We start from the raw sequence: 21387 nt of genomic DNA, 5'->3' as shown, positions 1-21387 counted from the left end.
TTAAAGACCTTTTTTTGCGATGTAAGCTGCAAGGTCAACAACGCGGTTAGAGTAGCCGCTTTCGTTATCGTACCAAGAGATTACTTTTACCATGCTGCCTTCCATAACCATTGTAGAAAGGGCATCGATTGTAGAAGAGTTTTTGTTTCCGTTGTAGTCGCCAGAAACTAATGGCTCTTCGCTGTAGCCAAGGATTCCTTTAAGATCTCCTTCAGCCGCTTCTTTAAGAGCTGCGTTTACATCTTCAGCTGTTACTTCTTGGTTCAGTTCAGCAACCAAGTCAACTAGAGAAACGTTTGGAGTTGGAACACGCATTGCTCCACCGTTCAGTTTGCCTTTTAGTTCAGGAAGAACTAGAGAAACTGCTTTAGCAGCACCAGTTGATGTTGGGATGATGTTTTCAGCTGCTGCACGCGCACGACGGTAGTCTTTGTGCGGAAGATCAAGGATTTGCTGATCGTTCGTGTAAGAGTGAACAGTTGTCATCATACCGCGTTTGATGCCGAATTTATCGTTAAGTACTTTTGCAAACGGCGCAAGGCAGTTTGTTGTGCAAGATGCGTTAGAGATAACATCGTGGTTAGCCGCATCGTATTTATCTTCGTTAACACCCATAACGATTGTGATATCTTCTTCGTTAGCAGGAGCAGAGATGATTACTTTTTTCGCGCCAGCTTCTAAGTGTTTCGCAGCGTCTGCGCGTTTTGTGAAGAAACCAGTAGATTCAACTACGATTTCAACGCCTTGTTTGCCCCAGCTAAGTTTAGCAGGATCGCGTTCTGCAGAAACTTCAATTGTTTTGCCGTTAACAACAAGGTTGTTACCGTCAACTGAAACTTCAGCGTCTAATTTTCCGTGTACAGAATCATATTGTAAAAGGTGAGCCAGCATATTAGCATCTGTTAAATCGTTAACCGCTACTACCTCAACTTCAGGATTTTTTAATGCTGCGCGGAATACGTTACGTCCAATACGACCAAAACCGTTAATACCGACTTTTACTGCCATGATTTGTTTCCTCCTTTAAATAAGTGAGAGATATTTATATTGAGGGATTATTCATCCCTTAATAACTTCTTTGCGGCCCCTTCGTCTGTGACGAGAACCGTGTCGCGGGGCTTTTTAAAGTAAGCCTCGATCGCCCCGGCTTTTGATGATCCGCCCGCTACCGCAATAATATCGGGGATGGCGTCTATGTCATCCAGCTGCATTCCGACAGAATGCACTTTGTGGACCACTTCGCCGTCCGCGTTAAAATAGTAGCCAAACGCTTCTGTGACAGCGTCGTTATCATCTATTTTCTTTAAGTCTTCTAAAGGTGTGTTTCTCCGCTGAGCCATCGTTTTAGCTTCACCGATTCCGTGAACCAGCATACTCGCCGATTTGATCGTGTTCAGCACCTCTTTGACAGAAGGCTCTTCAATAATAGATGAATAGGCGCCTTTTGACAGCTGTCCCGGAACAAACAAAAGCCGGTAAGTGCCTGAAGCCTTTTCCGCCATATGCGCGCATATGGTGTTCGCCTGGTTTTTCACGTCTTCGCCTAAACCGCCTCTTGCAGGCACAAACAAAAGCTCGCGGTTTTTAGAATCCGGCGTCATCATTTCGGCGACAGCTTCAATTGTCGTACCGCCAGTTACAGCGACGATATTTTTGCCTGAAAATCTTTTTTTCATACATGCGACAGCTGCTCTTCCCATTTCTTTTTTGACCCATGGGGATTGATCACTGTCACCGGACACGATAATGGCATCCTTAAGATTTAAACGTTCTTTTAATGTCTTTTCCAAAAGAGTCAAACCTAAAACATCTTTCATCGTATCTTCCAAAACCGAAAGCAGTTCATAGCCCTCTTCTGTCAAGGTCATGCCGTTTGTTTTAATATCGACCAGGTTCTGTTCCTTTAAAAACTGAACCTCGCCCCTCAACACACGCTCGCTGATCCCGAGACTGGCAGACAGGCTTCTTCGCCCGATGGGTTCCGTCAGCCTGATATACTGCAAGATTTCAAACCTCTTTTGCATAATGAGCAGAAGATCAGGCAATAATTTTTTTTGAGCTTGTATTAACTGGTTCATGACTCAAACGTTCCTTCCTTTTTTTGCTGGACATTATATGTCCCGCTATGACAAAAAACGTCCCATCATAGCCAAAAAAAAATTACTTCTGCTTTCTTTAATTATTTTAACAGGGTGGAATTGTTTATTCAACTGTTAAGAGCTAATTCATCGACAATATTCGCAGAGTTTTCATGCAGCGGTGTTTATCCAGCTATATTTTTTCCTATATATCTTTATCTTATACAGAAAACGGCAAAAGGTGCATCCCAACATAAACAGCCCTTCCAATCGAAAGGGCCTGATTCTTTAAAGCGTTTTCATTTTATCCAGAGCTTTTCAATTTCTTCGAGCGATTTGTTCTTCGTTTCCGGGCAGATCGTAACGACAAACAGGAAGCAAAGGATGTTAATCACCGCAAAGATCCAGAATGTATAGGCGAGTCCGAATGAGTCGATCATCATCGGCACAAACTGTCCGATCGCCCAGTTTGCTCCCCATAAAAAGATGGTCGCAATACCTGCGGCCCGCGCACGCAGATGGTTCGGGAAGATTTCAGAAATCATAATCCATGTGATCGGCCCTACAGATACACAAAATGCCGCCACAAAACCTAAAATAAAGAAGATCAGCATAAGTCCGCTTGTTAACTGAAAGTAGAACGACGTTCCGATTAAGATCATAAAAATAGCCATAAAAGCAGATCCGATGGACATCAATTTTTTTCGTCCGACTTTATCAATCAACAACACCGCAATAACGGTAAAAATAACTTCTACAACACCGACGATACAGGTTGCCACAAATCCGGCGTTTTGCCCGTATCCCATCATTTTAAAGATTTCCGGCCCGTAGTAAGTAATCGCGTTCATGCCGATGACTTGGTTAAACAACGCCAGCAGGATTCCAATGACAAGCGCCTTTCTGAGACCCGGCTTGAACAGCTGAGACAGCGACCCCATTTGTTCTATTTTTAAAGAGTTCTCAATGTTCTTTAATTCTTCTTTTGCGACTGTTTCTCCATTAATACGTGTCAGTATCTTTAACGCTTCTGTTGTTTTGCCCGCTTTCGCCAGCCATCTCGGACTTTCCGGCACGACGAGCAATACGAGGAAAAAGATCACGGACGGCACCATCCCATAAGCGAGCATCCATCTCCAGCCGGTGTGCACGCCCCATTCGTATGTTCCGGACCGCTGCACAGCGAGATTAATAAAGTACGTAGCGGAAATACCCAATATCGTAAAGAGCTGATATAAGGAAGAAAGGCTTCCGCGTATGGCAGGCGGCGCCGCTTCTGTAATATACGTAACAGAGAGTGATGAGCCCATCCCTATTCCGAGGCCTCCGATAACCCTTGCAATGATTAAGGTCGATACGTCTTGTGATAACGCTGAAACGATGGCTGATATCGCAAATAACAAAGCAGCTGTCATTAAAATTTTTCTCCGGCCGAACCTGTCGCTTAAAAATCCGGATATCCCGACGCCCGCAACTCCTCCGATCATAATGCTGGAAATCACGAGTCCTTCCATAAACGGAGTGAGGCTGTATAAATCTTTCAGAAAACCGATGGCGCCTGAAATCACTGCCGTGTCATAGCCGTACAGTAAGCCGCCAAGTCCCGCCGCGCATGAGATTAAAATGACAAATCCCATTGAATGGCCTCTTGTTACAGGAGCAATTGGTTCTAATTGAGTTGGAGTATTCTTCATTTCCCTGCCCTCCCGAATGTTAAGTAAAGCGTTTACATTTACTTCTGTAATTGTACGTACTTATATTAAAATTTAACGAAAATTCCATTTAATTAGTACGTACAAATATAGAATAATCTTGTTTGTATTTTCTGTCAATGTTTTATTACAAAGAACGCTGTGATATACTAAAATTTGTCCGTATACATTTTGGAGGAATAGATATGTTACCAAAATACGCCCAAGTAAAAGAAGAAATCAGTTCATGGATTAATCAAGGCAAAATTCTGCCCGATGAAAAGATCCCTACCGAAAACGAATTAATGCAGCAATTCGGCGTCAGCCGGCACACCATTCGCAAAGCGATCGGAGACCTCGTATCACAAGGTCTGCTTTACAGCGTGCAAGGCGGAGGAACCTTTGTCGCTTCACGCTCTGCTAAGTCAGCGCTGCATTCCAATAAAACGATTGGCGTTCTGACAACCTACATATCAGACTATATTTTCCCGAGCATCATTAGAGGAATCGAGTCTTATTTAAGCGAGCAAGGATATTCTATGCTTTTGACAAGCACAAACAACAATCCGGACAATGAACGAAGAGGATTAGAAAATCTGCTGTCACAGCATATTGACGGACTTATTGTGGAACCGACAAAAAGCGCCCTGCAAACCCCCAATATCGGCTACTATCTGAATTTAGAGAAAAACGGCATTCCTTTTGCGATGATTAACGCGTCATACGCCGAGCTTGCCGCACCGAGTTTTACCTTGGATGATGTGAAAGGCGGCATGATGGCGGCGGATCACTTGCTTACTCTCGACCACACGCATATGATGGGTATTTTCAAAGCTGATGACACACAAGGTGTGAAGCGGATGAACGGGTTTATACAGGCGCACCGGGAGCGTGAGTTATTCCCTTCACCGGATATGATCGTGACATTTACGACCGAGGAAAAGGAATCGAAGCTGCTGGAGAAAGTGAAAGAGACGCTGGAGAAAAACAGCAAAAACATGCCGACTGCTATTCTTTGCTATAATGATGAAATTGCGCTGAAAGTGATTGATATGCTTAGGGAAATGGATATCAAGGTGCCGGAGGATATGTCCATCGTCGGATATGATGATTCCCATTTCGCGCAAATCTCCGAGGTGAAATTAACCTCTGTGAAGCATCCAAAATCCGTGCTAGGAAAAGCGGCTGCGAAATATGTCATTGACTGCTTAGAACATAAAAAGCCGAAGCAAGAGGATGTCATATTTGAGCCTGAGCTGGTCGTTCGCCAGTCGGCCAGAAAACGGAGTGAATAAAAAAGCAATGTACGGGTCTCCCGCTGCATTGCTTTTTTTATGGCTGTTATCTGTTTTTCCAAACGTCTGCGATGATTTCAAACGAACGCATTCTGTCTGCGTGTTCATAGGTTTCTGAGTTGACCATAATTTCATCAGCCTGTGTCGTTCTGACAAAGTCTTCAAGCTTCGCCTTCACTTCTTCCGGACCGCCGACAATCGTCGAGCTCAGCTGTTCATTGACCATCGCTTTTTCATACGGACTCCAGATTTGATCCATGTCTTCTACAGGCGGCTTCAACTGGTTCGGCGTGCCGCGGACGAGATCGAGAAATCTTTGATAATGTGAAGTCGCAAGGTGCTGCGCTTTCTCGTTTGTATCTGCCGCGATAATGGTGACGCCTACCATTGCATACGGTTCATCAAGCACTTTTGACGGCGTAAACGAATTGCGGTACAGCTCTAAAGCTGGAACTGTATTCGCCGGCGAGAAATGAGCCGCGAATGCAAACGGAAGGCCTAGTTCGCCTGCGAGACGGGCACTGAAGCCGCTTGAGCCCAGCAGCCAAATCGGCACATCTATGCCCTCTCCCGGAATGGCGCGGACTTGATTCCGCACATTTCCTAATGGTTTAAAGTAATTGCGCAGTTCCTCTAATTGTTCTGGAAAATCTTCACCGCTGTTGATGTTTCTGCGAAGCGCTCTTGCTGTCAATTGGTCTGTTCCCGGAGCACGTCCGAGCCCCAGATCAATCCGCCCGGGATACAGCGTTTCCAGTGTGCCGAATTGCTCGGCAATCACTAGAGAAGAGTGGTTCGGCAGCATAATGCCGCCGGAACCGACACGGATTTTCTTTGTGCCGCCGGCAATATGGCCGATCAGTACCGCGGTGGCAGAGCTTGCGACACCTTCTATATTATGATGCTCAGCGAGCCAGTAGCGATGATAGCCCCATTCCTCCGCACGGCGCGCCAAGTCCATGCTGTTTCGGAATGATTCAGCAACCGTTCCTCCCTGAACAACCGGAGATAAATTCAAGACAGAAAGCAAGGTATCTTTGCGTTGGTTGTTAGACATATTGTTCTCCTTTGCAAATGTGTTATCAGTAAACAGCCTCAAGCTGTCAAGTATGAATGAAAGGACTTCTCTCACACCATAACACAACTGCTTTCAGGAATAAAAGAATTTGATTCGATGAAATTCGAACAATTTAAAACGAACGGTTTGCCCCGTTATTCTGCCCCAAACAGGTTCTGGGCCATATCAATGAATAGTTTAGCCGCTAGAGAAGCCTCCTTTAGCGACGGAACAGCAAGCTGCACATCACGGTATACCTGCGGGTCCAGATCCCGCGTCACCACATGCTCCGGCAGCGGCATGCCCGACATGGACATTTCTGATAAAATCGCCAGGCCCAATCCTTCTCTGACCATACTGATCGAGGTGTTCATGTTATAGACTGTGAAAGCGGCGTTCAGCGTAGCATCCGCCTGCCTGAACATATGGTTAAAAGGCGATTCATAGCCGCCGTCACAGACGATCATCGGTTCATGATCAAGATCTTTCAGCGTAATGGCTGAACGGCTGCAAAGCGGGTGATCATCCCTGAGCACGACGGCCATTTTGTCTTTTTTCAGATGAATGTACTCCATCTCCTCCGTTGGATACAGAAGAATGCCGACATCTATCATCCGCGTGTGAAGCCACTCCTTGACTTCATTTACAGTTCCCTCGTGCAGCACGAGCTCCAGTTTCGGGTATTTTTGTTTAAACTCACTGATCAGCTTCGGCATAAAATAAGCCGAGGCAGTTGAGAATGTGCCGATATGGACCGTTCCCAGTTCTAGCCCTTTTTCCGCGGCTGCGACTTGCTCAACTTTTTCAACGCCTTTCAAGACTTCCCTGATGTGGACTAAGATCTTTTTCCCTGTCTCGGTCAGCATCAGGCCATTCCGGCGGTCACGGATGATCAGCTTTACGTCAAGTTCAGCTTCAATCGCAGAAATCGCATGGCTGACAGCCGGCTGTGTCATGTTCAGCGCCTGCCCCGCTTTTGTAAAGCTTCCCGTTTCAGCTATTTTCACGAAAACCCTTAATTGTGTAATAGTCATAACAATTTACTTATGCTCCTTATAAAAAAGATTCATTTTATTTATCTTATATTCTACAGTATCATAATGGAAAAGTTCTACAAGGAGTGATTGAAAAAGTGAAACAGCTCTCAAAAACGCGGACAGCGCTCCTGCTCGCCTTTCTCGTCATCATGTGGGGCATCAATTGGCCGCTGTCCAAAGCAGCGCTCGCCTATTCGCCTCCGCTATTGTTCGCGGGCATCCGGATGCTGATTGGCGGGCTTTTATTAGTCATTGTCGCACTGCCGCGTATTCATAAATTGCGTTTTAAAGAAACGTGGCCGATTTATCTTGTTTCTGCACTTTTAAATATTACGTTATTCTATGGGCTGCAAACGATCGGGCTGAATTACCTTCCGGCCGGCCTGTTTTCCGCAATCGTCTTCTTTCAGCCGGTATTGATGGGCGTGTTTTCTTGGCTGTGGCTCGGTGAATCGATGTTTGCCATGAAAGTGATCGGGCTGATCCTCGGTTTTGCGGGAGTAGCCGTCATCAGCGCCGCGGGCTTTGGCGGGCATATTTCTGTCATTGGGGTTCTGCTGGCCCTCGGCTCCGCACTCAGCTGGGCGCTAGGAACAGTATTTATGAAAAAAACAGGCAGCCGCGTCGATTCCATCTGGATGGTCGCTTTGCAGCTGACGATCGGAAGCGTGTTTCTGCTTTTATCCGGATTTTCGACAGAAAGCTTTGCGGCGATTCAATGGACAGTTCCGTTTATCACCAGCCTGTTGTTCATCTCTGTCTTCGTTATCGCACTCGGCTGGCTTGTCTTTTTTACGCTTGTCGGTTCAGGGGAAGCAAGCAAGGTCGCTTCCTACACTTTTTTGATTCCGCTCATTTCGATCGTGGCCAGCTCCATTTTCCTGCATGAACCGCTGACCTTAAGCCTCTTGGCGGGGCTGCTGCTGATTGTAACGAGTATCTGCCTCGTGAATTCAAAATCAAAAGCACAGAAAGCGGCGGCGATTGGTGTAAAAGAGAAGGCTGCACAATAGTAAAAACCTCTTGTCGGATGTGACAAGAGGTTTCTTATTTACTGATGCTTGCGTCCTTTGATCAAATACACAACCGTAATCAAAAGATAGATCGCCGCAGTAATGCTGGTCATCACAATTGACGTTGTCATAATGACTCCAATCAGAATAGCGAGTAATGCCAGAATCGCAAACCATGTCGTGTATGGGAACAACTTTACATAATAAGCCGGTGTTTCTGTTTGGTGTTTTCTTGATTTCAAATGGGCGAATCCGATGATCAGCCAGATGAATAATACGGTATATCCCAATGACCCCATTAAGTAATCAAACGTTTGGCTTCCCGCAAACAGAGAAATCAATACGCCAATATATAGGGAGGAAGTGCACATCAGAATCGCAAACATCGGTACGTTTTTCGATGAAAGTTTCGAAAAGATTTTCGGGAGCCTTCCGTCACTTGCCTGTGTATACAAAATGCGGGACGAGCCGTATAAACCTGAATTCATTGAAGAAATGATCGCAAGCAGGATGACTGCGTTCATGATATGATCCGCACCCGGAATGCCTACCATTTTAAAGACCATGACGAAAGGACTTTCCGGAACGGAATTGACTTGATTCCATGGAATCAGGCTGACAATGATAAAAAACGGCAGCAGATAGAACGCGACAATCCGTGTCAGAGTGCTGCGGACAGCTTTCGGGACAACCTTTTCAGGATTTTTTGTCTCAGCAAGCGTTACACCAATAATTTCTGTACCGCCGTAAGAGTAGATCACGACTAGCATCGCCGTAATCAGCCCTGTGCCTCCGTTCGGGAAAAATCCGCCGTGCTCTGTCAGGTTTGAGAACCCGGCAGCTGTATGATCACCGAATGATACAAATAAGAGCAACAATCCTAATATAATAAAAATAATAATAACGGTAATCTTGATCATCGCCAGCCAATATTCGGTTTCGGCAAAGATTTTAACAGAAAGCAAATTCACAACCGTGACAACAAGAGATATCCCTAATGCCAGAACCCAAATCGGGCAGCCCGGCAGCCAATATTGAATAAAGATCGCAGCGACAACAGCTTCAGCCGCAATGTTGAGCACCCACATTTTCCAGTATATCCAGTCCAAGAAATAAGCAGCGTAATTTCCTAATACCTGCTGGACAAGATCCCGGAAGGTTCTTGCGTTTCGGTTGCGCACAGCCATTTCCGCGAGCCCCTGCATAATAAACAGCAAAATAATACCGCCGAGCAGGTATGCGATAATGACAGATGGCCCCGCCACATCGATCGCCGAACTGCTCCCTTTAAATAAACCTGCGCCGATTGCTCCGCCCAGCGCCATCATCATAATATGGCGGGACGTCATCGTGCGCTTTAACGTCTGATTGTCCTTTTTCATCCTCTACTACCTCTCCTTCTCGTTTTCAAAAACAAAAAAGCCCGCCGCCTCTTATCCAATAGATAAAGAGACGACGAGCCTTAGGCTGACCGCGGTACCACTCTTGTTGATTCTTTATGAAGAATCCAGCTTTTGACCTGTAACGAAGGTTAGCCGTTAAAACATGAGGAATATTCAATCTATTCCGTTTCGTCTTACCACTCCCGGGCGAGTTCAAAGAAAAATCAGGCTGCGTCCCACCGCCCCGCAGCTCTCTTTTCTGATTAATTCTTTTACTACTCCCAATCTATGTGTTTTCGTTTTCTGAAAAACTGAAATTTTATGTTCTGAATATACTAACATAATATACGTGCTTCTTTTTTCCCTGTCAATAACCTCAGAGAAAAAAGAAATGGTTATTTTACCCCTTTTTGAATGGCTTTCCAAAAGGATTCTGACTCGTTTCCTAATGCATAGACTGAGACACCTGCTATTTTGTATTGCTTTGCCAGATGGCTTTTCGTTTGGACGGTTTTTTCATTTTCATACCACACGACATGTTTATGCTTCTTTTTGTCAATGTAAGAAAACGTCATCGAACCTGATTTTTTGTTGAATATCGGCTTTGCTTTCTGCTTTTTGATCAGGGGCTTGAGTTCATTCCATGCTCTCATTGTGCTGCCGCTTCCGTCTTTCACATCCCAGTCATAGCCGTACGCAGGGATTCCCATGATGACTTTATTGGCTTTGATCTTTTTGGCTGAAAACTGCAGAGAGCTTTTGATCCAGCCTGTGCTCGCCACCGATCCCGGCTCGCCCCAAATGCCGTGTTCGTCGTAAGTCATGACTTGCACATAATCGGCATATTGACCGATTTTCGCATAATCATACGGCCAGCTCCAGTCATCGTTTTGATCATCGGCGCTTTTGGCCGGAACGGAAACCATTGTTTTGATCTGTTTCTTTTTCAGCGCCTGTGAGACATCTTGTATGAAGCGTGAATATGTGGACCGGTCTTCTGGATTCACCGCTTCAAAATCGATATTGATACCGTAGTATGAATGCTTTTTAGCCAGTGCTATCAGCTGATCTGTGAATCGTTTTTTCGCTGTTTTATTACCCATGACCCGGCTCGCTAAGTCTCCGTCAAAATCGTAAATCGTGTCATTATAGTTTGAGATGACCGCCCATGTCTTGATTTTTTTCTTTTTCGCATATGTCAGCTGCTTGCTTGGGGCATCGCCAATGATGTGTCCGTTTTTTTCAAACGCAAACGTATCTGTGGCGATCGAATTCATGTATGTATGATATTTCACAAGAGAATTGTATGAGTCCGTATCCCCAGTTGTGTAGCCTAATGTCATGCCAGCGGCTTTCGCTTCTGCGTTTGAATACATAAACAGAATGATCGCAATCGCCAGTGAAACAGCTGCGATCAGCCATTTTTTCATCGCATTTCCTCCTTTTTCAATTCATACTCTTCTCATCGGCCAAACAATTGGAAGTTGAAGTTTTTTCAGCGCGATTGAAAACCTTTGAAGTCTAGGAAGGATGAGCATTGGAGCAGACTTCCGCAGGTTGCGGTGACAGGGGCGTTTGAGCAGGACGCTGCCTGACAACGAATGCGAGGGTTTGTCGACACGCTGGAAGCCCGGCATATGGCCGGGCTTTCTGAGGTTAGCGGTCAGAGACGAGAATGTATGCTGCTTTTACAGGTCCGTGCACCCCGACGACCAAATCCATTTCGATATCGGCTGAGTTGCTCGGTCCGGTAATGTAGTTGACGCAGGAGGGGACAGTGGCGCCGTCCGCAATGTTTTGGCGGATGATATCACTGGCTTGCGTCATTCTCGGCACAATGCTTGATTTTGGCACAATCGCAATGTAGGTCGTCGGCAGAAGGCTGACAGACCGGCCGATATCTTTTGAGGAGAAGAGGACAACCGTCCCCGACTCGGCCAGTGTGATTTCACTGAATGTAATTCCTACATTAGCTTGCTCCGCTTTTTTGATATTTTCTTCGCCTTTGTCAGCATCCCACTCCCAGACCGGCGTTCCATCGCTCGGCCAGTCTTTGGTGAGCAGGCTTTTTAGCCCGTATGCTTCAAAGCGGGGGTCCTTTGGAATGATAACAGGGCCTCCGGAAAACCGGCTGACTTGCTCGCGCAGGGCATCGCAGAGACCGGTTGAATCCGTTTCAATCAGCTCTGTATGGATTTTGACGCAATGGTTTTTGAGCACTGTGACCAAGTCATCCGCTGAGTATCCTTCAAGTGTTTGATATTGCGGCTGATGCGCCCACTCTGGGACTGCCACGCCTCCTGTTCTTCTTTCACGGCCAAGGCGTGATGCGATCCGGTTTAAAAAGCTCTCCTGATTCTGAACGGTTCCCTTCGTCATCACTGTTCCTCCTTCGTGCGTTCACTTGTTTCTCTATCTGTAAACCAGTCTCTGAATCTCGATTTATGCGGTGCCGGGAAGTCGCGGATCTGTGTCCAGCTTTTGAGCGGGCCGGGCCCTTTCGACATTTTTTCACCCTCTGTAAAAGGCGTCATCGCGGCCGGTGCCCATTTTGAGCCCATTTTATAAAGCGGCAAAGAGGACGCGCCGAGTCCAAATGCTTTCATCGCAAGCTTTTCACTGATCGGCGCCCTGCCTTCTTTTTCGACGATGTTCTGGCGATGCTTGAGGAGCAGCTCATGTAGCGGAATTTTGACCGGGCAGGCTTCTGAACAAGCCGCGCACAGTGTAGATGCGTACGGCAGCTCCTTATAATCGTCATAACCGCCAAGCAGCGGCGATAAAACCGCTCCGATCGGCCCCGAATAGATTGAGCCGTAAGAGTGTCCGCCGACATGGCGGTACACTGGGCAGACATTGATACAGGCGGCACAGCGGATACATTGCAACACAGACTGGAATTCCGTTCCGAGAATGTTGGACCGCCCATTATCAACAATGACAAGGTGGAATTCCTCCGGCCCGTCCACTTCCCCTTCCAGCTTCGGGCCTGTCAGTGCTGTAATATAACTTGTCAGCCGCTGCCCGACAGCACTTCTTGTCAGCATGCTGACAAGCACTTCAAATTCAGAAAATGACGGGACAATCCGCTCCATTCCCATCACGGTGATTTGTGTTTTCGGCAAGGTGCTCACAAGCCGTCCATTTCCTTCATTGGTCACAAGGCTGACAGAACCCGTATCAGCGATGGCGAAGTTGCAGCCGGTAATGCCGATATCCGCTTCGAGAAACTTTTCCCGGAGGATGGCGCGCGCATGCATCACTAGCTCTTCCGGTTTTTCTGTATGTTGATAGTCCAGCCTTTCTTTAAAGACATCGCGTATCTGCTCTTTATTTTTATGAAGGGCGGGCGCTACGATATGTGACGGCGGATCGTGATCATCAATCTGCAAAATATATTCGCCGAGGTCGGTTTCAACGACTTCACAGCCTTCCTGTTCCAGCACCTCATTCAGATTGATTTCCTCTGTAACCATTGATTTTGATTTTACGATTTTCTTTCCATTCTTCTTTTGAATGACGTTGCGAATATAAGAAGACGCCTCTTCCGATGTTTCCGCGAAATAAACATGCCCGCCTCGTTTCGCCACATTTTCGGCAAGCTGGCCGAGATAGAAATCGAGATTTTCAAGGACATGCTGCCTGATTTCCTCTGATAAGGAGCGCCAGTCTTCCCAGTTTCCCAGCTCTTCGGCCGCTTCAAGGCGCCGTGTCCGCAGACGTTCCTGCGCACCAGAAACAGCGCCTCTCATAAATTCATTATCAATCCCCTGTGACACCCGCTCTTTAAAAGCGTCAGTACCGATTTTCATCGCCATGATCCTTCCCCCTCTGAATCCAGTTTTATCTGCTGTTTAGCACTTCGGCGATGTGCATCACTTTGACATTCTTGTCTTTTCGGTCAAGCCGGCCCCCGATATTCATCAAACAGCCGCAGTCAGCGCCGATCAGCACCTCCGCACCCGTATCCTCCACGCATGCGACTTTTTCATCGACCATCTGCTCAGAAATCTGTGCCATTTTGACGGAGAATGTTCCTCCGAATCCGCAGCAGTTATGTTTGCCCGGAAGCGCTGTGAACTCTAAGCCCTTCACTTGGCTCAAGAGCTTCATCGGCTCCTCCCGAACTCCGAGCAGTCGCGTCATATGGCACGACGTATGTAAGGTCGCTTTTGTATGAAGGGTCGCGCCGACATCCTCCACGCCAAGGACGTTCACGATAAAATCCGTCAGTTCATACGTTTTATCCGCGAGCTTTTGCGCTTTGTCCGCCCATTTCGGATCATTCTGAAACAGGTGCGGATACTCCCTGAACATCGTCGTGCAGGAACCGGAAGGGCTGACGACATATTCGGAATCCTGAAACGTTTCGATCATCCGTTTCATTGCTTTTTTGGCGTCATTCACATAGCCGCTGTTATAAGCCGGCTGCCCGCAGCAGATCTGCCCCTCCGGAAAATCCACCTCACATCCAAGGCGCTCTAGCAGTTCCACCGTTGCTTTTCCGACATTTGTTTGAAACATATCAACAAGACAAGTGACAAAAAGTGAGACTTTCATGATGAACCCCTCTTTCATCCCCAATATATGATCAGGTCATCTGATGACCTGAGTTAAAATAACTATATGAATATCGTACACTATTCTGACAAAGGAAGGAAAGGGTTTTCTGGGTATAATTTCATTTGCGGGCTTATAAAAACACCCCTGATCCCTCAGGAGTGCCATGATGCTGAAAACATATGGTTAAATCCAGCCCTTTTCCTCAGCGATGCTGGCGGCTTCTGTCCGATTTTTCGCATTGAGCTTTTGGATGATTTCTGAAATATAATTTCGGACTGTGCCTTGTGATAAATAGAGTTCGAGCGTAATATCTTTTGTTGTCTTGCCTAAAGCCGCCAGTCGCAGAATTTCTTGTTCTCTTACGGTGAGCGGATTTTCGTCTCGCATCATATTAAACGTCAGCTCGGGGCTGAACACCCGTTTTCCCTTTACACACTTTCGGATGGCGTCGGCCAGATCGTCAATTTCGCCGTCTTTCAGCAGATAGCCATGTACGCCGGCTTTGACGGCGCGTTCAAAATATCCGGGACGGGCAAAAGTGGTTAAAATAATGACCTTGCTGCCGCAGCCTTTTTGCATTAATTCCTCTGCCACATCCAGCCCGCTTCGAACCGGCATTTCAATGTCCATGATGCATACATCCGGCTCCAGCTTCAGAATGGCTTTTAACGCTTCTTCCCCGTTGAGTGCTTGTCCGATGACTTCCATATCCTCTTCTAAATCCAGCAGAGATCCCAGAGCGCCTAAAAGCATTCGCTGGTCCTCAGCAATAAACAGACGAATCATTCTTTTCGTCCTCCTATCAATCTGCTTTTTTAATAAGCGGAATCGTCAGTGTCAAAACCGTTCCGTTATGAGCTGAAAGCGTTAATCCTCCTTCAATGAGCATCAGTCGTTCTTCCATTCCCCGCAGGCCATTCCCAAACGTATTCTCCTTTGCCGCTCCCTTTCCGTCATCCCGTATCACAACTCTCATTTTGTCAGCAAACCGAGAAATGGTGATGGCGCAGTGGGTTGCTTTGCTGTGCTTGATGATATTGGTCACGGCTTCCCGCATACACATGCTGATAATATTTTGCGTGACGGGAGATATTGCTGAAAAGTCTTCGTCACCTACATATTGAAAGGTAATGTTCCCCGTTCTTAATATGTGCTGAATGTTGGCGAGCTCCTCCGCCATCGTGGCCGTTCTCATATCAGAAACAAGCTCACGAACCTGCTTGAGTGCGGCGCGTGAACTGATTTCCATTTCTTTTGCTTCAAGCCGGGTCCGTTCTGAATCAGATGTTGCCAGCCGCTGAATCAGCTGGCTTTTTAACGTAAGAAGGGACAGCGTATGTCCGAGGGTATCGTGCAGATCACGGGCGATTCGAACGCGCTCCTCTCTTTTGGAGAGTTCTTTTATCTGTTCGTTGGCTTGGGCAAGCTTGGTTTCGAGTTCAATTCTCCGAAACAAAGAACGGATTCCGAAGGGAGAAATGAGCATAATGACGAGAAACGGGAGAACTGAAAAAAGCTCCCGGAGCGAGACTGAACTCGCGACAAATTGGTAAAAGCACGGAAAAACCAACATGAAGAGTAAACCACAAAACGCACGGTTAAACTTTGTTTTCTCTTTGTAATAACCAACAAAGTTTGCCGGAAAAAACCCTAAATAGATATAGGTGATATTGTAAAACACACTATAGATGAAAATAACCGCCATTTGCACGATAAGCCAATACGTAAACGAAGCTCTGCCCACATTGCAAAACAACTGGCGATAGGCTATGACAAAAAAGAGCAGCATGCCATATCCAATCACCTGTTTGACGCCTGTTTCTCTCAATAAAGAAAGAAACGGCATGATGGTATACACCAGAAAGATATAAGGGAAAAACCCGAATTGCTTAGGGAATATGGATCTTAAGATTTTCATGTATTACACCGCTTCTTGTTTTCTTCTTATATACTTAGATAGTAGCATGAAGAGCATCAAATAAGCGATTAGTATCAGAATATTTTCCCATGACGGACCCCCGCCCCGGACAAGTTCCCACGCTCCGTTCCCGAAGTGATAAGATGGAAGCCACCGGCCAATGTTCTGCATCATCTCAGGCATAACCTCAAACGGCATCCACATGCCTCCGCCTAAAGCCAGCAGCATGTAAAACACATTACTGATTCCGGCTGCTGTTTCTACTTTTCTCATAAGGCCGATTAGTGTGCCTAATGCTAAAAACGGCAATGCGCCAAACAAAACCCACAGTCCGCTCATGATCCATTCAAACGGGGACAAGTCGATGTCATTGATAATTGCGCCGCAAAGAAAAATGACGGTAATAGATAAGATGTGAATCACACTTTGACCGATCATCTGAGCTGATAAATAGATATGATCCGGAAGAGGCGTAATGCGGATAAAGGCAGTCCAGCCTTGCGACCGTTCTTGAACCATACGGATTCCAAGCGTCATGATAGAGGATCCCATTACGCTGAAGACTGTCATTGACATTAAGTAATGAGCGTCCCATGCACGTTGATCAGGGGCGTCCGTATTCACTACATTAGTAAAGAGATAATAAAAGGCAATCGGCATCATCAGAGACCAAAACACAAAATACTTATTCCGAAGCACCCTTTTCATTTCGGCTGCGCTTTGCTTTTGCAGCATATTCACTCACATCGCCTCCCTATTTCCGTCAGCCAGCTGGCGAAATGCCTCATCGAGCGTTCCTTGCTCAATTCGAATATCGCATGCTTGTATGTTTTCTTGAAAAATCAGTGCTAACACTTTGTCTGTATTTGATGTTTGGATGATGGTTCTCTGTTGCTTTTGGATCACTCGCTCTACGATCGGATGACGAGACAGCTTTTCCAATGATTCATCTGAATGCAGCGTAAAGGAAACAGACTGTTTTTGGATCCTTGAGCGGATTTGCATTGGCGAGTCGTCCGCCACAAGCCGTCCGTCAGCAAAAAATAAGATTCGCTGCGCGGCATCATCTGCTTCCTGTAAATAATGGGTTGAAAAAATAATTGTTTTTCCTTGGTCCGCGAGCCCATGTATGGTCTGCCAGAATCGATGTCTTGATGATGTGTCCATTCCGACTGTCGGTTCATCGAATATGAGCAGCTCCGGGTTCCCGACAAGTGACAAAGCAAAGCTCAAACGGCGTTTTTGTCCGCCGGATAATTTTTCTGCCCTCGTTTTCAAGTCTTCTTTTGTGAGTGCTGTTAACGAAACGAGTTCTTTCATAGACAATGGATTTGGATAATAGCTTCGGAAGAGATCGAGGATTTCATACACCTTCAGACCAGGCATGACGCTCACTTCCTGCAGCATCACCCCTATTTTTTCCCGCACCTGTTGATCATCGGGAACCCGGTTAAATAGTTTGATGTCTCCCTCGCTTGGTTTCAGCAATCCTAATATCATGGAGATAACGGTCGTCTTCCCTGCCCCATTCGGACCGAGAATGGCTGCAATTTCTCCTTTTTTAATGCTGAAGCTGATGTTGTTTACAGCTGTTTTTTGCTGGAATTGTTTTATCACATTGCTTACTGATACTGCCTCATTCATCACATGAACACCTCCTGATAGCTTATAATGATTGTAAAATGACGGAGAAGATGATGTTAGTATGAGGTGTCATGATGGTGGGTGACAAATGTCATATTCTTTCTCAAGTCTAGGCAATCCCTCCTCTACATCTTCCATTTCTTCCAGCTCGCCTATGCCGGATGTCCTCTTTCTTTTAAACTGCTATATACTTTCATAGAAAGACACACTCTTCAAACCGTGAGTGTTATGATATACATACTGAACTTTATTTTACTTCCCCTGAAAGGAGCCAATCATGAACGATGCGATTTTGTCTCGAAATGATGTGAAGGTGAAGGGAAGCGGCAAAACATCTATCATTTTCGCACCTGGTTTTGGATGTGATCAAAGTGTGTGGAATGCCGTGGCCCCGGCCTTCGAAGAATATCATCGGGTCATTTTATTTGATTACGTCGGTTCGGGCCATTCAGACTTGCACGCATATGACCCGGATCGTTACCGGACACTTGAAGGCTATGCCCAAGATGTTCTTGATGTTTGTGAAGCTTTAGATCTGAAAGACACCGTGTTTGTGGGGCACTCTGTCGGGGCTGTGATTGGGATGCTTGCTTCCATCCGCCGTCCGGCGCTTTTTTCCCATCTGGTGATGGTGGGACCTTCTCCTTGCTATTTGAATGATCCGCCTGAGTATTACGGAGGATTTGAGGAGGAACAGCTCCGTGGTTTGCTGGAGATGATGGAGAAAAATTACATAGGCTGGGCTACTGTATTCGCAGCAACCGTTCTGAATCAGCCAGATCGGCCTGAAATCAGGGAAGAGCTTGAAAACCGTTTTTGTTCTACTGACCCTGTAATTGCCCGCCAATTCGCGAAAGCCGCGTTTTTTTCTGATCACCGGGAGAATCTTTCGAAGGTAACGGTTCCCTCTCTGATTCTCCAATGCGCGGACGATATCATCGCACCGGTCGCAGTAGGCGAGTATATGCATAAGCATCTTCCTTATAGTACACTGAAACAAATGGAGGCTCGCGGGCATTGCCCCCACATGAGCCATCCTGAAGAGACGATCCAGCTGATCAGCGATTATTTGAAAGCGCTCGTGATATAGGAACGAAAGAGATAGAGGTGACCCTCTTAATGGACAAACAATTGAATGATGCACCATGCGGTTTCCTCACCTTGTCAGAAGAGGGTTCAATCATAGCTGTCAACCGTACCCTGCTCAAGATTCTGGATTATCGTTCGGAACAGGTGATCGGCCAGCATATGGATACAATTTTGACCGTTTCCGCACAGCTTTTCTACCAGCTTTATTTTGTTCCGCTTTTGAAGCTGGAGCAGCACATTGAAGAAATGTACATTTCTCTGCAAACTAGAGATGGAGAAGAAATTCCCGTCCTTGTCAATGCTGTTGCAAGAGCTGATGGCGGATTATCTGTCACCGAGTGTGTTCTGATACCGATGCGAAAGCGAAACGAATATGAAAATGAGCTGCTGATGGCCAGAAACACGGCTCAGGAAGCTTTGCTTGCCAAACAGAAAGCCAATGCGGAGTTAGAAATGGCCTTGGAAGCGCTGAAGGCAAAACAAGAAGAACTTCTTGAGATCAACAAACAAAATCAACAATTTAAACTAAACACTAAAAGAGAGCTCGAGCTTGCCAGAAAAACACAGGAAAACTCGTTGACTGAACCGATTGTAAACGACCAGATCCAGATTGACGCTTATTACAAAGCATCCAGTGAATTATCGGGTGATCTATACGGATTTTATCAAATCGATGAACATCGATACGGCATTATTATTCTTGATGTGATGGGGCATGGGATTTCATCTGCATTGATTACGATGTCTCTGCATCCTTTGTTCCAGCGCCAGATCACGCAAGGTCTCAGTCCCGTCAAAGTCATGAAGGAATTAGACCGCCACCTTCACAGCTTGTTTCAAAATGATGAGGAAGCAAGACATTATTGCACGGCCATTTATCTCGAGATTGATACAGCCCGGCAAAAAATTGATTATGTCAACGCAGGGCATCCGCCGGCATTATGGCAGGGCACCGGCGGAACCCAAAATCCGCTGCCCGCTACCGCGCCTCCGATCGGGATGTTTGAAGATACAGTGTTTCAGTCAAGCAGTCTTTCATACACGGAAGGTGGAAGGCTCCTGCTGTATACGGATGGCGTGATGGATCCTACGACTTCATGTTATTTATTTGATTTGTTAAAGGACCATCCCGATTTGCCTATCGCTGACTTGAAAGAGCAAATTCTTACATCCCTGCATGATCATAAGGAAGCCCATCATAAAAGTGATGACGAATGTTTTATATTAGTTGATTTGAAATAAAATGATCCATGAGACGCAACAATGTTTGTTACATCTCATGGATTTTCTGTTTCAGCGATTCTTCAGGATATGTCCTGACTCCGCATATTGAAACACCTGCAGGGAAGGCAGCGGGTGTCCGTTAAAATCAAACAAAGCTTGGTTATCCACAGCACTTCCCCCATACCACTTTCCGGCATCTTCTGGGTCATATTCGGCGGCATAGCTGGAGGCCCAGCCTGAACCGTATGTATCCCACAACACTTTGTTTTTCTCTACCTGTGTTTTCGGCCCGACTGGAATCCACGCAGGCTCCCAATAGAACACACCAAGCCCCGCCGTTCCTGTATTCGCTACGGCCTGCATCACATCTCTTATCGCATTTGCCTGGCCTTGAACGGAAATAGGATATGGCAGCGTCTGTCCGCTTTTTGGCGCTGTATTTTCATGCCCATCGCCATCCTTAGCGGTATAGGTGTACGATGTCTCCGCCACCATGACTTTTTTGCCGTACCTCCCGGCAACTGCCTTCAGCACAGAGGTCAAATTCTGCAATGTGCCGTGCCAGAAAGGATAATAAGAACTGGCAAACACATCATAATCCACTTTGTTTTTGCGGAGTGTGTCTGCAATAAATGAATACCTTCCAGTTGTTTCAGGATTGGTAAAATGCAGCGCGACCAAGATGCCTGGGTCTGTTTCTCTGACCGCCCGGCTTCCTTCATTAAATAATTGACTCATCTTCGCCCAATCGGTTTCGCCGGCAAATGCCCCTGTTGTTTCATTTCCGACCTGAACCATGCCGATGTCGACGCCTTCCTTGATCATTTTTTGCAGGCTTTGTTTCGTATACTCATAGAGCTCTGCTTTTTTAGCATCAAAGCTGAGATTCGCCCAAGCTTTGGGCACCTTCTGTTTCGCAGGATCAGCCCAGAAATCAGAATAATGAAAGTCGGCCAGCACCTTCATTCCGTTCGCAGTCGCTCTTTTTCCAATTTCAATGGCTTTATGAACATCATTGTTTCCTCCTCCATATCCATTGCCATGTGAATCATACGGATCATTCCAAATGCGGACTCGAACATAGTTGACGCCGGCTTGTTTTAGGGTTGTAAAGATGTCCTGGCGTTTTCCGCTTGTATTGTAAAAGGTGACTCCGCTGTTTTCTAAAGCAATAACACTGGACACATCTGCCCCTTTGATAAAGTCCTTGTTCATGCCCTCTACTTTTTTAACGAAAAGATCCTCTGTCCGAGGGTTCGGCACATGTTTCTCCTCCCCAATGGCAGCGGCATATCCCGTAGAACTGAATACACTCCACACGATGGCAGCCGCAAAGAACATTTTCACTCTGCTTCTCATCATTCCACCCCTCACTCTAAAGTAGGCGTTTACAAAT

General features: G+C 46.3%; 19 protein-coding genes and 1 other annotated feature. Of the genes, 4 read left to right on the top strand and 15 right to left on the bottom strand.

Features of this window, described 5'->3' with window-relative positions; genetic code table 11:
* The 3 genes from gap to araE all read right to left on the bottom strand — a co-directional run bounded on the left by gap (position 1) and on the right by araE (position 3772).
* Positions 1-1008: a type I glyceraldehyde-3-phosphate dehydrogenase gene (gene gap, locus V6D41_RS10450; protein WP_087993478.1), complete on the bottom strand. Its 1008-nt coding sequence runs from the start codon at positions 1006-1008 to the stop codon at positions 1-3.
* Between the two features lie 47 nt (positions 1009-1055).
* Entirely contained in the window at positions 1056-2078 is a 1023-nt protein-coding gene (gene cggR / locus V6D41_RS10445) for a gapA transcriptional regulator CggR (RefSeq protein ID WP_333518154.1), read from the bottom strand.
* Between the two features lie 299 nt (positions 2079-2377).
* Positions 2378-3772: an arabinose-proton symporter AraE gene (araE, locus tag V6D41_RS10440; RefSeq protein WP_333518153.1), complete on the bottom strand. Its 1395-nt coding sequence runs from the start codon at positions 3770-3772 to the stop codon at positions 2378-2380.
* A 203-nt stretch (positions 3773-3975) separates the two neighbouring features.
* Between araE and araR the strand changes: the two genes are divergently transcribed.
* Positions 3976-5064, top strand: a complete 1089-nt coding sequence (gene araR / locus V6D41_RS10435; RefSeq protein ID WP_333518152.1) for an arabinose utilization transcriptional regulator AraR — start codon at positions 3976-3978, stop codon at positions 5062-5064.
* Between the two features lie 46 nt (positions 5065-5110).
* Here araR and V6D41_RS10430 read toward each other — a convergent pair whose 3' ends face one another.
* Together V6D41_RS10430 and V6D41_RS10425 are read right to left on the bottom strand one after the other, a co-directional pair.
* On the bottom strand, positions 5111-6121 hold the full coding sequence (locus V6D41_RS10430) for an LLM class flavin-dependent oxidoreductase (protein WP_333518151.1): 1011 nt from the start codon (positions 6119-6121) through the stop codon (positions 5111-5113).
* Between the two features lie 155 nt (positions 6122-6276).
* Complete coding sequence (locus tag V6D41_RS10425) at positions 6277-7155, bottom strand: LysR family transcriptional regulator (protein WP_333518150.1); 879 nt, start codon at positions 7153-7155, stop codon at positions 6277-6279.
* Between the two features lie 98 nt (positions 7156-7253).
* Here V6D41_RS10425 and V6D41_RS10420 point away from each other — a divergent pair, with 98 nt between their 5' ends.
* Entirely contained in the window at positions 7254-8171 is a 918-nt protein-coding gene (locus V6D41_RS10420; protein WP_333518149.1) for a DMT family transporter, read from the top strand.
* 38 nt (positions 8172-8209) lie between these two features.
* On the opposite strand, the gene V6D41_RS10415 is transcribed toward V6D41_RS10420, so the two are convergent.
* The 9 genes from V6D41_RS10415 to V6D41_RS10375 all read right to left on the bottom strand — a co-directional run bounded on the left by V6D41_RS10415 (position 8210) and on the right by V6D41_RS10375 (position 17681).
* Positions 8210-9553 carry an amino acid permease gene (locus tag V6D41_RS10415; protein ID WP_148962748.1) on the bottom strand — a complete coding sequence of 448 codons (1344 nt, stop codon included), beginning with the start codon at positions 9551-9553 and terminating at the stop codon, positions 8210-8212.
* Between the two features lie 63 nt (positions 9554-9616).
* Positions 9617-9851 (bottom strand) — a binding site (T-box leader).
* Positions 9852-9948: 97 nt separating this feature from the next.
* Complete coding sequence (locus tag V6D41_RS10410; RefSeq protein ID WP_333518148.1) at positions 9949-10983, bottom strand: glycosyl hydrolase family 18 protein; 1035 nt, start codon at positions 10981-10983, stop codon at positions 9949-9951.
* A gap of 226 nt (positions 10984-11209) precedes the next feature.
* The gene (lutC, locus tag V6D41_RS10405) at positions 11210-11932 is read right to left on the bottom strand and encodes a lactate utilization protein LutC (protein WP_333518147.1); all 723 of its coding nucleotides are present in this window, start codon (positions 11930-11932) and stop codon (positions 11210-11212) included.
* Entirely contained in the window at positions 11932-13371 is a 1440-nt protein-coding gene (lutB, locus tag V6D41_RS10400) for a lactate utilization iron-sulfur protein LutB (protein ID WP_333518146.1), read from the bottom strand. The genes lutC and lutB overlap by 1 nt, the downstream gene beginning before the upstream one ends.
* 25 nt (positions 13372-13396) lie before the next feature.
* On the bottom strand, positions 13397-14113 hold the full coding sequence (lutA, locus tag V6D41_RS10395) for a lactate utilization iron-sulfur protein LutA (protein ID WP_148962744.1): 717 nt from the start codon (positions 14111-14113) through the stop codon (positions 13397-13399).
* A 186-nt stretch (positions 14114-14299) separates the two neighbouring features.
* Positions 14300-14902 (bottom strand): two-component system response regulator YvfU, encoded by a 603-nt coding sequence (gene yvfU / locus V6D41_RS10390; protein ID WP_087993490.1) that lies wholly within the window; start codon positions 14900-14902, stop codon positions 14300-14302.
* Positions 14903-14918: 16 nt separating this feature from the next.
* Positions 14919-16034 carry a sensor histidine kinase gene (locus V6D41_RS10385; RefSeq protein ID WP_333518145.1) on the bottom strand — a complete coding sequence of 372 codons (1116 nt, stop codon included), beginning with the start codon at positions 16032-16034 and terminating at the stop codon, positions 14919-14921.
* Positions 16035-16037: 3 nt separating this feature from the next.
* The gene (locus V6D41_RS10380; RefSeq protein WP_333518144.1) at positions 16038-16775 is read right to left on the bottom strand and encodes an ABC transporter permease; all 738 of its coding nucleotides are present in this window, start codon (positions 16773-16775) and stop codon (positions 16038-16040) included.
* Positions 16776-17681, bottom strand: a complete 906-nt coding sequence (locus V6D41_RS10375; RefSeq protein WP_333518143.1) for an ABC transporter ATP-binding protein — start codon at positions 17679-17681, stop codon at positions 16776-16778.
* A 274-nt stretch (positions 17682-17955) separates the two neighbouring features.
* On the opposite strand from V6D41_RS10375, the gene V6D41_RS10370 reads away from it, so the two are divergent.
* Together V6D41_RS10370 and V6D41_RS10365 are read left to right on the top strand one after the other, a co-directional pair.
* Complete coding sequence (locus V6D41_RS10370) at positions 17956-18768, top strand: alpha/beta fold hydrolase (protein ID WP_333518142.1); 813 nt, start codon at positions 17956-17958, stop codon at positions 18766-18768.
* Positions 18769-18797: 29 nt separating this feature from the next.
* The gene (locus V6D41_RS10365) at positions 18798-20009 is read left to right on the top strand and encodes a PP2C family protein-serine/threonine phosphatase (protein WP_333518141.1); all 1212 of its coding nucleotides are present in this window, start codon (positions 18798-18800) and stop codon (positions 20007-20009) included.
* A gap of 51 nt (positions 20010-20060) precedes the next feature.
* Here V6D41_RS10365 and V6D41_RS10360 read toward each other — a convergent pair whose 3' ends face one another.
* Positions 20061-21350: an arabinogalactan endo-1,4-beta-galactosidase gene (locus V6D41_RS10360; RefSeq protein ID WP_333518140.1), complete on the bottom strand. Its 1290-nt coding sequence runs from the start codon at positions 21348-21350 to the stop codon at positions 20061-20063.
* Positions 21351-21387 lie beyond the last annotated feature (37 nt).

The organism is Bacillus sp. 0102A, from assembly GCF_036765155.1.
Lineage (GTDB): Bacteria > Bacillota > Bacilli > Bacillales > Bacillaceae > Bacillus > Bacillus subtilis_G.
This window is presented reverse-complemented; position numbering and strand designations above follow the sequence as displayed.